General features: G+C 67.5%; 11 protein-coding genes. 5 read left to right on the top strand and 6 right to left on the bottom strand.

The window, feature by feature from the left end:
* Nucleotides 1-151: 151 nt before the first annotated feature.
* The 5 genes from OG963_RS40060 to OG963_RS40040 are packed head-to-tail and all read right to left on the bottom strand — an operon-like array spanning nt 152 to nt 4,751.
* On the bottom strand, nt 152-1,519 hold the full coding sequence (locus tag OG963_RS40060) for a nickel-dependent hydrogenase large subunit (protein WP_319740166.1): 1,368 nt from the start codon (nt 1,517-1,519) through the stop codon (nt 152-154).
* Nucleotides 1,516-2,298 carry an oxidoreductase gene (locus OG963_RS40055; RefSeq protein WP_319740165.1) on the bottom strand — a complete coding sequence of 261 codons (783 nt, stop codon included), beginning with the start codon at nt 2,296-2,298 and terminating at the stop codon, nt 1,516-1,518. The genes OG963_RS40060 and OG963_RS40055 overlap by 4 nt, the downstream gene beginning before the upstream one ends.
* 1 nt (nt 2,299) lies before the next feature.
* Entirely contained in the window at nt 2,300-3,133 is an 834-nt protein-coding gene (locus tag OG963_RS40050; RefSeq protein WP_319740164.1) for an FAD/NAD(P)-binding protein, read from the bottom strand.
* Nucleotides 3,134-3,135: 2 nt separating this feature from the next.
* Nucleotides 3,136-3,594, bottom strand: coding sequence for a Crp/Fnr family transcriptional regulator (locus tag OG963_RS40045; RefSeq protein WP_371800011.1), 459 nt, complete (start codon nt 3,592-3,594; stop codon nt 3,136-3,138).
* Complete coding sequence (locus tag OG963_RS40040; RefSeq protein WP_319740239.1) at nt 3,591-4,751, bottom strand: 4Fe-4S dicluster domain-containing protein; 1,161 nt, start codon at nt 4,749-4,751, stop codon at nt 3,591-3,593. The genes OG963_RS40045 and OG963_RS40040 overlap by 4 nt, the downstream gene beginning before the upstream one ends.
* Before the next feature lie 176 nt (nt 4,752-4,927).
* On the opposite strand from OG963_RS40040, the gene OG963_RS40035 reads away from it, so the two are divergent.
* The 5 genes from OG963_RS40035 to OG963_RS40015 all read left to right on the top strand — a co-directional run bounded on the left by OG963_RS40035 (nt 4,928) and on the right by OG963_RS40015 (nt 11,086).
* Nucleotides 4,928-5,431, top strand: a complete 504-nt coding sequence (locus OG963_RS40035; RefSeq protein WP_319740162.1) for a hydrogenase maturation protease — start codon at nt 4,928-4,930, stop codon at nt 5,429-5,431.
* Between the two features lie 280 nt (nt 5,432-5,711).
* On the top strand, nt 5,712-6,527 hold the full coding sequence (gene ppk2 / locus OG963_RS40030; RefSeq protein WP_319740161.1) for a polyphosphate kinase 2: 816 nt from the start codon (nt 5,712-5,714) through the stop codon (nt 6,525-6,527).
* Between the two features lie 257 nt (nt 6,528-6,784).
* A complete protein-coding gene (locus tag OG963_RS40025; RefSeq protein WP_371800010.1) occupies nt 6,785-8,131 on the top strand; it encodes a nicotinate phosphoribosyltransferase in 1,347 nt (448 codons plus the stop codon).
* A 155-nt stretch (nt 8,132-8,286) separates the two neighbouring features.
* Nucleotides 8,287-8,910: a CBS domain-containing protein gene (locus OG963_RS40020; RefSeq protein WP_319740160.1), complete on the top strand. Its 624-nt coding sequence runs from the start codon at nt 8,287-8,289 to the stop codon at nt 8,908-8,910.
* A gap of 223 nt (nt 8,911-9,133) precedes the next feature.
* Nucleotides 9,134-11,086, top strand: coding sequence for a multicopper oxidase family protein (locus OG963_RS40015; RefSeq protein WP_371800009.1), 1,953 nt, complete (start codon nt 9,134-9,136; stop codon nt 11,084-11,086).
* A 156-nt stretch (nt 11,087-11,242) separates the two neighbouring features.
* Here the strand turns inward: OG963_RS40015 and OG963_RS40010 are convergent, their stop codons facing one another.
* Complete coding sequence (locus OG963_RS40010; protein ID WP_371800008.1) at nt 11,243-13,795, bottom strand: cation-translocating P-type ATPase; 2,553 nt, start codon at nt 13,793-13,795, stop codon at nt 11,243-11,245.
* Nucleotides 13,796-13,852: the final 57 nt, after the last annotated feature.

The following is a 13,852-nucleotide window of genomic DNA, read 5'->3' as shown; positions in this document are numbered from 1 at the left end:
CTGTTGTCGGCCCAGTTCACGGGCGCGGCCGACCTCCGTCGAGGTGCCGGGGCGACTGTTGCAGTACGGCCGAACGAGCTGCGTCGACGCCGCGGCCTACGCCGGCCCAGTAAGCTGCCACGCCGATTCACGCACCGCCCTCGTTCGGCTTTCAGGTCCGCTCGACGGTGAGATTGAGGAAGTGGGCCGAGCATGAGATGCACGGGTCGTGATTGCGGACCGCCCGTTCGCACAGGGCGGTCAGCTCCGCGTCGGTGGGATCGCCGTCTCCCAGGCGTTCCTGCACGATTCGGCGGAGGTCCTCCTCGATCGCACCCAGGTTCTGCGCGGTCGGCGGGACAAGGCTGGCGTCGGTGACGATCCCTTCGGAGTCGAGGGTGTAGCGGTGGTACAAGAGACCGCGCGGCGCCTCGGTCGCCCCATGCCCGGTACCGGCTCGGGAGGGCACGTCGACGTAGGGGTGCGGCGGGGGTTCGTAGGCGTCGATGATCCGCAGTGCCTCGTCGACCGCGTAGAGCACCTCAACCGCTCGCACGATGATGCTGCGGAAGGGGTTTCGACAGACGGTGCCCTGCCGGGGGTCGCCGAGTCCGGCGTCGTGGGCGGCCTGGAGGGCGATCGGGGACAGCCAGCGGCCGCTGATGGCGTACCGGGCGAGTGAGCCGGTGAGATGGCGGCGGTTGTCCAGCGCGGAGTGGAGGGCGGTGGAGTGGGGTACCTGGCTCTCGGTGACGCGGGCGCCGAAATCGTGGACCCCAAAGGTACGGGTGGGCAGCGCGCGGTCGGATTCGGGGGGAAGGCCAGCGATGTGCGGCGCGGGCATGACGGTCGGGGTGCCGGACTCGATGGCGTAGGTGCCGGGCTCGGACAGAGCGAACAGGTCGTTGTCACAACCGGCGTCAGGGAACTCGAAGCCGGCCACCCAACGGACGGTTTGGGCCGCGTCGTCCCGGGCCTGGCGCAGCCGATCGGCCAGCGGGCGCAGTTCGGTCGTGATCGGGATGCGGTGGAAGCCACCGAGGCGGACATTGACCGGATGGATCGCCCGGCCGCCCAGCAGTTCGAGGATCGCGTTGCCGGCCTGCTTGAGCCGAAGGCCGCGTTCGATGTCGGCGCGCCGGGTGCGTGCGAGGTCGATGGCGCTGTCGCAGCCGAAGAAGTCGGGCGCGTGGAGAAGGTAGATGTGCAGCGTCTGGCTCTCGATCCATTCGCCGCAGTAGAGCAGTCGGCGCAGCGCCGCCAACTGCCCGTCCACGACGACGCCGCAGGCGTCCTCGATCGCTCGGCAAGCGCTCATCTGGTACGCGACCGGGCAGATCCCGCACACCCGTGAGGTGATGTCGGGCGGCTCGGCGTAGGAGCGTCCGCGTAGGAACGCCTCGAAGAAGCGTGGCGGTTCGTAGATCGCCAGCCGGGCCTCTGCGACCTCGCCGCCGTCCATGCGCAGATGCAGTGCGCCCTCACCCTCGACGCGGGCGAGCGATCCGACTTTCAACACCCTTGAGCCGCGGTGGGTCACTCTTCCAGTTCCTTCCGGGAGGCCGCGTCGAACTCAGGGGCGGCGGCATTGAAGGTGCGCAGCACCCGCACCACGTCGAGAGTGTCCATGCCATCGCGGCGCAGGAGGGGAATGAACGAGGGGAAGTTGGTCGAGTTGGACGGGCCGAAGCAGCCGTAACAGCCGCGCCCGTACGCGGGACAGATCGCACCGCATCCGGCGTGGGTGACCGGACCCAGGCAGGGTGTGCCGTGGGCCACCGTCACGCAGACCGTGCCGCGCTGCTTGCACTCGAAGCAGACGCTGTGCGCGGGTACGTCGGGTTTGCGTTCGGCCAGGTAGGCCGTGATGACTTCCACCAGTTGGCCTCGGTCGATGGGGCAGCCGCGCAGTTCGAAGTCCACCGGGACATGGGCGCTGATAGGTGTGGAGGTAGCGAGCGTCTCGATGTAGTCCGGTCTGGCATAGACGACAGCCTGAAAGTCAGCGACATCCGCGTAGTTGCGCAGCGCCTGGACGCCACCTGCGGTCGCGCACGCCCCGATGGTCACCAACCGCTTGGAAACCGCCCGGATGTGCCGGGCCCGGTCGACGTCCTGCTGGGTGGTCACCGATCCCTCGACCAGCGACAGGTCGTACGGCCCCGGCGCGTCGGTGCTGGAAGCCTCCAGGAAGTGTGAGATCTCCACCCTCTCGGCGATGCCGAGGAGTTCGTCCTCGCAGTCCAGCAAAGTGAGTTGGCATCCGTCGCAGGAGGCGAACTTCCAGACGGCGAGTTTCGGACGATCGCTCGCGGTCATGTCACAACTCCCTGACCATGAGGAGGGTTTGGGCCTTGCTCCAGCTGACGACGGGGCCGTCGCGGCAGAGCAGGAGGGGGCCGAGCTGACAGTGCCCGCAGTGGCCAGTGGCACAGTGCACATTTCGTTCCAGCGAGACCTGAATCAGGTGCGGATCGATGCCTCGGTGTACCAGTTCGCCGGCGGTGGCGCGCATCATCGGCTCGGGGCCGCAGATGAACGCCGCAGACGCTGCGGGCCCGAAGGTGGCCCGATCGAGCAGGGTCGTGACGACGCCGACCTCGCCCTGCCACAGCGGGTCAGCGCGGTCCACGGTGGTCAAGACCCGGGCAGCCGACTGCCAACCGCGAACGTCCTCGGTGTAGAGCAGCTCGTGGGGCGTGCGCGCTCCGATGAGGACGTTCAGCCGTCCGTAGCGCTCGGGGGCGGCGAGCGCGTCACGTACAAGTGGGCGCAGCGGCGCCAGACCGATACCTCCAGCGACGACGAGCAGGTCGGTACCAACTGCGGCAGGTAGTTCCCAGCCGTGGCCGAACGGGCCACGCACTCCGACCGTGTCACCACGCCGCAGCCCGTGCAGCGCGCCGGAGACCGCTCCGACCGTCCGGACGGTGTGCGTCAGCCGGTTCCCGTCGATCCCGGAGACCGACAACGGGATGTCACCGATGCCGAAGGCGTACACCATCGCGAACTGCCCGGGCGCGAAGGGCTGCAGCGCCGAGCGGACCGGTTCCAGGACGATCGTGGCGGTGTCGGGCGTCTCGGCCTCGCGATTCACCACCCGGTACGCAATGGGGACGGTTCCCGGCCGAGCAGTCAATGTTGCGGAAGCCATGATCACGACTCACCGGCGTCGGGGGGCCCGTACAGGTCGAGCAGGCGGATTCGGGTGGACTTCAGCCGTCGTGCGATCACCTGCGCAACGCAGTTGGTCAACGCCAAGCCGAACGACGGGTCCTTCTCGCACGCGGCTCGGACCTGCTGCGCGTCGAACTCTGACGCCGACACGGCGCTGCGGGCCTGCGCGCCGAGGTGCCAGAGGTACGGCTCGAACAGCCAGTACCAGCCCAGCAGATCGCCTTCACCAAGGGTCTCCAGGACTGCCTCGCGGCGGGCCGGAACATGAACGTCGAGCGCAACGAGCCCGGAACGGATGATCCAGAACCGGTCGGCGACACCGCCCTCGTCGAAGATGCGGGTGCCACCGGGGAAGGAGACATCGTGGGCGAACGTGATCAGCCGCTCGCGGTGGCCGGGCGACAGGGCCCCGAGAAACCCGTGGCGCACAACGGTCATTGCGGGCTCTCCCCCGGCTCCTGCCGGGCGGCCTCCCGTTCCAGGTTCAGCGCCTGGGCCTCCTCGGTGATGTCGATACCGACCGGACACCACACGATGCAGCGCCCGCAGCCGACGCACCCGGAGCTGTCGAACTGGTCGTGCCAGGTGCCGAGTTTGTGGGTGGCCCACTGCCGGTAGCGGCTACGCGAGGAGTTGCGGACCGGACCCGCCTGCAGATGGGAGAAATCCAGGTCGAAGCAGGACTCCCAGCGCCGCCATCGCTCGGCGTGGTCACCGGTGAGGTCCGTGATGTCCTCGGTGGTGGTGCAGAAGCAGGTCGGGCAGACCATGGTGCAGTTTCCGCAGGTCAGGCAGCGGTCCGCGACGTCGTCCCAGCGCTCGGCCGTGAGCGTCTCGCGCATCAGCATCTGCAGGTCCACCAACGGCATGCTGCGGCCCATGCGATCCGCCGCGTCGGCGACACGCTCACTCGCCGCGGTCCGAGTCGCGGCGTCGGCGGGACCGTGGGGCAGCTCGGCCAGGACCGACTCTCCCTCCTCGCTCCCGATCCGCACCAGGAAGCGGTGGCCGTCGGAATCGAGCACCTCGGTCAGCGCCAGGTCGTAGCCGGGCCCCACGGCCGGCCCGCTTCCCATGGACACGCAGAAGCAGGTGGCACCCGGCTCGGTACACTCCGCCGCCACCAAGAAGGCCCGCTCACGACGCCCACGGTACGCCGGGTCGTTGTACTTCCCGCCGGTCAGCACCCGGTCCTGAATTGCGATGGCCCGCAGGTCGCAGGGGCGCACGCCGAGGAACGCGTACGACGACGGTGATGTCCGGTCCTCGGTCACCATCAGCTCGCCGTCGGCACCGCGATCGGCAGTCCACTGCCGCTCCCGCGGCGGATGCAGAAACGTTTTCCAGGACTGAGGGCCCGCGCTGTGCGCGAACACGGCGCCGTCCTCACGGGCACGCAGCCGGTAGACGCCTGCCTCCAACTCGACTCCCCAGCCGTAGGGGAGTTCGGCACCGCCGGAGATCTCGGACAGGACGATCGCCCCGTCGCGGACGGTCGGTCCCACGACCGTACGGCCGCGCCCGGCCAGGACCGTGATCAGCGCGTCCAGGCCGTCCTTGCCGATCACCGCGGCCGTGCCGCCGCCGTCCGCCATCGCCAGCCTTCCGACGTCGCCGATGATGCCTTCCCGGCCAGTATGCGCACGGACCTGCTGCCCGCCATGGCCGACCGGCCCCTGCGTGGTCCAGGTGGCGGTGTCCGTCACCCCGTACGGCCCCCGCGCGGACCCGGTACAACTGGCGGGCCTGTCCGGCGGGAAGAGGCAAGCGCGTGAACCTCACTACGCGGATCGCCGTCATCGGCGTCGGGAACGATTTCCGCCACGACGACGGTGTGGGCTGGGCTGTCGTGGCCCGGCTGGCAGAACGAACCGAGGAACGGCCACTGCCGAGTGGGACCGCCCTTCTGGTGTGCGACGGTGATCCCGCCCGCCTGATCACCCTGTGGGAAGACGTCGACCTCGCCATCGTGGTGGACGCCGCACACGCACACCCCGGGCATCCCGGTCGGCTACATCGCCTGAAACTGGATGGTGGGCAGCTGTCGCAGACAGGCAGTGCGACGAGTTCCCACGGGCTCGGGCTCGGCGACGCCGTCGAACTCGCCCGCGAACTGGACCGCCTGCCCGGACAACTGGTCGTCTACGCCATCGAGGGGGCCGACAGCAGCGTGGGCACCGGCCTGTCAGCACCCGTCGCAGCCATCGTGGAGCCGCTCGCCGAACGGATCGCGGAAGAGATCGCGCTGCACGTGGGTTCTGTCGGCAGTCGGTAGGCACGAATTGGCTGCTTGCGACGTGTACGTTCCCTTTTCCTGCCGCCATCTCCTGTGCCGGAGCACTTCCGCACCCGGTTCCCCGACGCACCCCCCGGCCGCTCGCCCCCACCCTCAGCGGGCGGCTGCACCACACCCACCCATGGCACGGCCACGGAGACACCCGCGTCACCTGTCTGCCGCCCCAGTCATCCGCGGACGCCGTAACGGGTCCGCGCGGCGAGGTCCGTGCGGCGCTGACGCTTGACTTCGAGCGTGGTCCACTCCGTAACGTCATCCCATGGCAGACGAGAAAGGCAAGCCCGGAAAGCTGCGGCGCTCGCTGTACGAGCCGGAGCTGTACCGACTCCAGACCGAGCTCGTGAAGCTCCAGGAGTGGGTACGGGCCGAAGGCGCACGGCTCGTCGTGGTGTTCGAGGGACGAGACGCGGCCGGCAAGGGCAGCACGATCAAGCGCGTCACTGAACACCTCAATCCTCGGGTAGCACGCATCGTCGCGCTGCCGCGACCCACTGAGCGCGAGCGCAGCCAGTGGTACTTCCAGCGGTACACCGAGCATCTTCCAGCTGCAGGGGAAGTGGTCCTCCTCGACCGGAGCTGGTACAACCGGGCGGGCGTCGAGCGCGTCATGGGCTTCTGCACCATGGAGGAACACCAGCGGTTCCTTCGCCAGTGCCCGATCTTCGAGCGGATGCTGGTGGAGGACGGCATTCTGTTGCGCAAGTACTGGTTCTCGGTGAGTGACGCCGTGCAGGAGGAACGGTTTCGACGCCGGCTGGAGGATCCCACCCGTCGATGGAAGCTCTCACAGATGGACCTGGAATCGATCACCCGCTGGGAGGCCTACTCCCGCGCAAAGGACGAGATGTTCGTCCATACGGACATCTCGGAGGCTCCCTGGTATGTGGTCGAGAGCGATGACAAGCGTCGGGCCAGGCTGAACATGATCGCCCATCTTCTGTCATCCGTGCCGTACGAGACAGTCACTCCACCGGTGATCGAAATCCCTCGGCGGCCGCCGGCCACCGGATACCAACGGCCGCCGAGGGACCTTCAGACCTACGTCCCCGACCACGCCTCAGAACTAGCACAGTGAGCGGGAAGGTGCCCCGCACGGTCAGGACGATGGTCGACCAGGACATGTAGGACTCGGCCGAGCTGGAGACCGAGGTGGACGGACGTGATCCGCCTGGGCCACACCCATGACGTGCCCCTTCACTACAGCAGCGGCAGGAGGTTCGCTGGGCGCCGCCTGGCACTGGGCTGGTCCACGGGGCGTCGGAGGCCGATAGTGGAGAGGGAGGACGCAGGCAGCCAGGCACGTGAACCGTAAAGGGCGGGAAGGTGCCGTCGATGTCGAATGCTACGAGCACCGACCTTTACGAGGTCACGATGGCCCAGTCGTATCTGAGCGAGGGCATGACCGGTTCGGCGACGTTCAGTCTGTTCGTGCGCAACCTGCCTCCGGACCGCGGATTTCTTGTCTGCGCCGGGCTGGAATCAGTCCTCGACTTCCTCTCCGCCTATCGTGTGGATGCGGACGACGTAAATGTCTTCGCCTCTGTGATGGGACGACGGCCCGAGGATCTGGCACCGCTGCTCGGCCTGGAATTCACTGGTGAGGTCCGGGCAGTGCCCGAAGGGCGCATCGTGCTGGCCGGCGAACCCCTGCTGGAAATCACTGCGCCCCTTCCGCAAGCCCAGCTGGTTGAAACCTACGTACTTAACCAGCTCAACCACCAGACCTCCATCGCCTCCAAATGCGCCCGGTGCGTCCTGGCCGCCGACGGACACCAGGTGGTGGACTTCTCCCTGCGGCGCACTCATGGCATTGAAGCCGGACACCGGGCCGCCAGGCTGGGTGCAATGGTCGGCTTCGCCGGAACCAGCAATGTTGCGGCGGCTCACGCCGAGGGCCTGCCCGCAGTCGGCACAATGGCCCATTCGTACATCGAGGCATTCGGTCTTGAGGAGGACGCGTTCCGGGCCTTCACCCGGTCCCATCCAGGCCCTGTGACACTCCTGGTCGACACCTACGACACCGTGACGGGCGTGGCGACGGCGGCGCGCGTGCTGCGCGATCTGGGGCTCGGTCCGGGGTGTGCCATCCGGCTGGACAGCGGTGACCTCGGAGCCCTGGCCGTAAAGGCTCGGACGATCCTTGATGCCGCCGGTCTACAGGAAACACGCATCGTGGCAAGCGGTGGTCTCGACGAGTTCGCCGTGGACAAACTGGTCCGCTCCGGAGCGCCGATTGATACGTACGCCGTCGGGACCCGGATTGGCGTCTCCGCGGATGCCCCTTACCTGGATTCCGCGTACAAGCTGGTGGAGTACGACGGCCGGCCGGTAATGAAACTTTCTTCGGCCAAGGTGACAGCGCCAGGGCGCAAGCAGGTGTTCCGAAGGCCGGGATACGCGGATCTCATAGCTCTCATCGACGAACCGCCGCCTCCGGATGGTGTCCCGCTGCTGGAGTCGGTCATGCGGGAGGGCCGACGTGTTTCGGATCGCACAGAGCTGGACACAGCCCGGAAAAGGTTCGCGGCCGACCTCGCGGCACTGCCACCCGGGGCCCGCACAATAGGGGCGCCCGTCGCACCGAAGGCGGAACTCTCGGGTCTCCTCAGCTCACTCGCCGCACATGTCCGCGGATATATCGAGAAGAATCTGATGAGGGACGCGGGCGAAGTCATTTGATCCGATCTCGCCACCACGCACAAGCCATGGTTCTCGCCAACTGATTGCAGGCCTCTCGGATCCGTCTCCATGACCTTTACGCCCCTCACGGCCGCGGCAGCTGTCCGTGATGAGCGCCGTCGCGCCCCCGAATATCCCCGCCCGAGGAGCACCCCATGACTGCATCCCGGTACACCGTCAGCGACGTCATGACCCACACGGCCGTGGCCATCGGCCGCGAAGCCTCGTACAAGGAGATCGTGGAGCTGATGCACCAGTGGAAGGTCAGCGCAGTGCCGGTGCTCGAAGGCGAGGGCCGTGTCGTCGGGGTCGTCTCCGAGGCGGACCTGCTGCCGAAGGAGGAATTCCGGCAGGATGAGCCGAAGCTGCCCGACCAGCTCGAGGAGGCATCCAAAGCCGACGCGGTGCTGGCCGAGGAGCTGATGTCGAGTCCGGCCGTCACCGTCCACCCCGATGCCACGCTCGCCGAAGCCGCCCGCATCATGGCGCGCAAGCGGGTGAAGCGGCTGCCCGTCGTGAACAGCCTCGGCATGCTGGAGGGTGTCGTGAGCCGCAGCGACCTGCTGAAGGTCTTCCTGCGCCCGGACGAGGAGATCGACGAGGAGATCCGCTCCGCCGTTGTCGCGGAGCTCGTTCCCCCGGTCGAGCTGGACTTCTCGGTGCTGGATGGTGTCGTCACCCTGCGAGGGCCGCTCCAGAACCGTTCCCTGGTGCCGCTTCTCGCTCGGGCCATTCGCGCGGTCGAAGGCGTCGTGGACGTGCGCATGGAACTTGTCTGAAGCTCCCTCCAGGCACTGCGTCCCGCAGCAGCCGGTCCGGCTCCGCCGTGCGGGTGGTCGCGACTCAGCAGGGGTATCGACTGATCCGGGCGACCTGAAACGCTGCACTTGCACGAAGACCTCGGCCCGCGACGTTCCGAGTGGCCCTTCTTCGTTGTGTCCGAAACACTGGAACGGTTTCTGGGACCACAGCCGATGGGGGGCCGTGTCCAGGAGGACTCAGATGGCCACAAGGCGTCAATTCATCAAGGCCGGCCTAGGCGGCGGAACCTGCCTCTTCCTCCCGGCCGGTCCTGCCTCCACGCCCGCCTGGCCGGGGTTCGCCAGTCGCGTCCTGGACCCGACGACGATCGACAAGTACGTCACCGAGCTCGCCGTCCCGTCAGTCATGCCCTGGGCCGAGAGGGACGAGGCAGGACACGTCGATCACTACACGATCGGTGTTCGGCAGTTTCGGCAGCAAATTCTGCCGGCCGGTATGCCTGCCACGACGGTGTGGGGGTACGGGTCGACCCGCCATCCGGGAAGCTTCGCCTACCCGTCATGCACCGTCGAGGCGACCTTCGGCCGGGCCATACAGGTCACGTGGGTGAACCAGCTGCTCGACCGCCACGGCAACCATCTGCCGCACCTGCTGCCGGTAGACCCCACACTGCACTGGGCCAACCCTGAAGGTGGTATTTCATGGCGTGATGCCCGACCGACCTTCACCTCGACACCCGGCCCCTACACCGGGCCCGTGCCGATCGTGACCCACCTGCACGGGGGGCACAACACGCAGGAGAGCGACGGCTACCCCGAGGCGTGGTATCTACCCCGTGCATCCGACATCCCCGACGGATATGCACGGGTGGGCTCCTTCTATGAACAGTTCAAGATGATGTTCGAGGACCAGTTCCATGCAGCCTGGGAGCCAGGAACCGCCGTATTCCAGTACGCCAACCAGGAGCGTGCCGCCACCTCCTGGTTCCATGACCATGCCCTGGGGGTCACTCGGCTGAACGTCTACGCGGGGCTGGCGGGCTTCTACCTCCTGCGTGGCGGGCCTGCCGACCTTCCGAGCGGTGTGCTTCCGGGGCCGGCACCGAAGCTCGGTGACCCCCCGGGGAGGCACTACTACGAGATCCCGGTCGTCATCCAGGACCGGTCGTTCTCCACCGACGGCAGCCTGTTCTACCCGTCGAGTCGTGCATCCTTCGACCACTTCACCGGTCCCTACACCCCCGGCAGTGACATCTCTCCCATCTGGAACCCGGAGTTCTTCGGCAACACGATGGTGACCAACGGCCGTACCTGGCCCACTCTCTCCGTCGAGCCGCGCCGCTACCGCCTGCGGATTCTCAACGGCTGCAACGCACGCTTCCTGATCCTGAAGATCGTCACCGACCCGATGGCCCCTCGTCCCTCAGCTCCGGTGCTCCCCTTCTGGCAGATCGGTTCGGAGGGAGGTTTCCTGCCCGCACCTGTGCAGCGCGACCAACTGCTCACCGCCCCCGCCGAACGCGCCGACGTCATCGTCGACTTCACCTCGATCCCGGTCGGCACCAATCTGTACCTCGTCAACGAGGGCCCCGACGAGCCGTTCAAGGGCGGGAAAGCGGGCACAGACTTCCAGCCGGCGGCTCCCGGGACCACCGGACAGGTCATGAGAATCACCGTGGCACGACCGCTCGCTACACCGGACAGGACCATACCCCCCGCCCAGCTCACCCTTCCGCCGTTCGAACCACTGGGTCCAGCGAGCCACACACGGCAGGTCTCCTTGCAGGAGCAGAACTCCGCAGTCCTGCGGGGGGTGGGCCCCCGCATGGTGATGCTCGGCACCGTGGACCGGAACGGAAACCGGATCCCCATGGGATGGAGTGATCCCATCACGGAGAACCCGGCACTCGGGGCGACCGAGATCTGGGAAATACACAACTCCACCAAAGACGCCCACCCGATCCACATCCACGAGGTTCAGTTCCAGGTCGTCGACCGGCAGACCGCCGGGCACAGTGCAAGACCTCCAGAGCCCGGGGAGAGCGGTTTCAAGGACACGGTGATCGCCTATCCGCACGCCATCACCCGGGTCAAAGCCACCTTCGACCGGGCAGGACAGTATGTGTGGCACTGCCACATGCTGGAACACGAGGACAACGAGATGATGCGGCCCTACCGTGTCGGCCCTCCCTGAACGGAACGCCAGAACCCCTGCTTTTACGCTGCCATCGCTCTATGACGTAACCCCTCGTACCGAGTCGGCACCTACCGCCACCGTGCTCCGGTCTGCGGTGACCAGCCGGTTGAAGATCGTGCGGCGGTTCACGGTGGGCGAAGACTCGCACCAGTCTCATGACTTCGCCTCCGCGGCCTTCCTTTCCCGGAATGCATGTCGTGTGAACCGAGCAGCCAGGTAGCCACTCATAAGGGCGGCCGTCGCAAGAGCGGCCCCGGACCAACCGAGCGGCTCGGTCTCCAGAACCGACCGCAGCGGCGGAGCGTACAGGGCCGCCAGCGCCAGCAGGGCAGATGCGAGCACGGCCAGGGGGAGGAAGGGGTTCTGCCGGGTCAATAGACGCGTCCGCAGCCCCATGACGACGCCGAGTTGCGCGCCGAGCAGCGACAGGAACAGGACGCTCTGCCATGGAAGGTCCCAGGCACGTGCAAGAACCCCTGCCGCCAGACAGACCGCGGTAACGACCGTGGCCAGCACGAGGAGACGCTGCCAAGCACCGGCGCCGAGGATGTGCTGACCGGGTGGCCGCGGTGGCCTGTGCATGGCATCCGGGGACGCCGGCTCTGCGCCCATGGCCACACCGGTCAGACCATGGGTCAGCAAATTGATCCACAGGATCTGGCCGGCCCGGAGGGGCAGCGGGAGTCCGACAAGGGGACCGACCAGCATGACGAGGATCTCCGCGGTACCGCCAGCCAGGCCATAAATCAAGAAGCGCCGGATGTTGTCGTACACGCGCCGGCCCTCCTCGACGGCCGCGACTACGGTCGACAGGTCATCGTCGGTGAGGACGAGGTCAGCCGCCTGTCGTGCGACCTCCGTTCCCCGCTTGCCCATGGCCACACCGATGTCGGCCCGGCGCAGGGCCGGGCCGTCGTTGACACCGTCGCCGGTCATGGCCGTGACCGCCCCTCGGGAACGCCAGGCATCGACGATGTCCAGTTTCTGCTGCGGGTTCGTCCGGGCGAATACCCGTGCTGTGGTGAGGTCGTCTGTGCGCCCTGATGCCAGATCAGGGCCAGTGAGTACCGAGTCGTCACCGCAGACTCCGTCAATGAGTCCCACACGAGCGGCCACCGCGCGTGCTGTGGCGGGGTGATCTCCCGTAATAAGGACTGGTGTGATCCCCGCTGCACGGCAGGCGGCGAGCGTAGCGGCCGCCGCTGGTTTCGGGGGATCGCTGATGGCAGCGAGGCCCAGCAGCCGCAGGCCTGTCTCAGCTGTGGCAGCGTTGCTCGGTTCGTTCCGCCGCTCGGTGGATGCAACGGCGAGCACTCGGAAGCCGCGGGAAGCAAGGATCGCCGCCTGCTGTCGCGCGCCCATCAGGACGTCCTTGCGGTCGGCGAGCACGGAGACGTCGAGCACCACTTCAGGCGCGCCCTTCAAGCACACGAGCAGAGCACCTGAAGCCATTCGGTGCACTGTGGTCATGCGCTTGCGGAGACTGTCGAACGGTGCTTCCCATGTCCTCGGGTACAGCCGCCTGATTTCCGTTTGATCCGCACAACCTGCTTTGGCCGCTGCCGCCAAGAGTGCGGCTTCCATGGGGTCACCGACGGCAGTCCACCGGTTCTCATGGGCGGCATGATCCTGCGGTGGCCGCAGGGCGGCGTCATTGCACAACGATGCCGCCGTCAGCAGGTCCCGTACGGGGCCAAGTTCAGCGGGCGTCGGCTTCCTGCCGTCGACCTGGATGTCCCCATAAGGTTCGTAACCCACCCCGAAGAGATCCGCTGCCGCCCGCGGCGTCCAAACGTGCTGAACCACCATGCGGCCTTCGGTGAGGGTTCCGGTCTTGTCGGTAGCCAGCACTGCCACGGAGCCGAGCGTCTCCACGGCCGGGAGCCTGCGTACGAGGGCGTGCCGGGCCGCCATACGCCGGGCGCCCAGCGCCAGTGCGAGGGTCACGACGGCAGGCAGGGACTCGGGGACCGCCGCGACGGCCAGGCTGATCGCCGTCACGGCCATGGTCCCGGCCGGCAGGCCGCGTGCGAGCCCGAAGACGAAGACCACAAGGCAGAGTCCCAGGGTGACGACGGCCAGGATGCGCCCCAGGGAGGCGAGACGGCGCTGCAGTGGTGTCGGCTCGCGTGCACCGTCGAGGAGTGCGGCGATACGGCCGAGCGCACTTTCGGCGCCGGTGACGGTGACCGTTGCGACGCCCCGTCCGCGCACCACGACAGTCCCTGCGCCCAGCAGCGCGCCGGAATCCTTGTCCACAGGGACGGACTCCCCGGTAAGCATGGATTCGTCGATGAGTAGGGCAGATGCCTCGATGAGCTCGGCGTCGGCAGCGACGATGTCGCCCTCGCCGAGCAGCAGTACGTCGCCGGGCACCACAACCGCTGCGGCGATCTCCCGTGCTGAGCCGTCCCGCAGGACACGAGCGCTCGGTGCCGACATCGCCGACAGAGCTGCCACGGCGTGGTCGGCGCGGATCTCCTGTGCGACCCCCACCGTCGTGTTGAAGACGATCACCAGACCGATGACCACCGCGTCCGCGTGATCGCCGATCACAATCGTCAGCAGTGCCGCACCGAGCAACACCATGATCAGCGGATCACCGAGCTGCGCAACGACTCGGCTGTACAGAGGTGCGCTACGCACCTCCGCCACCTCGTTGCGGCCGTGCTCGGCCAGACGGCGCTCGGCCTCCGTCGAGGTCAACCCGCCGGGCTCCTCTACCGGCACTCGTCCACGTCCGAGGTGGTAGTCACGATGAGG

It is taken from the genome of Streptomyces sp. NBC_01707 (genome assembly GCF_041438805.1).
GTDB lineage: Bacteria > Actinomycetota > Actinomycetes > Streptomycetales > Streptomycetaceae > Streptomyces.
Note: the sequence above shows the minus strand (reverse complement) of the source record. Positions and strands in the feature narration are given on the sequence as shown.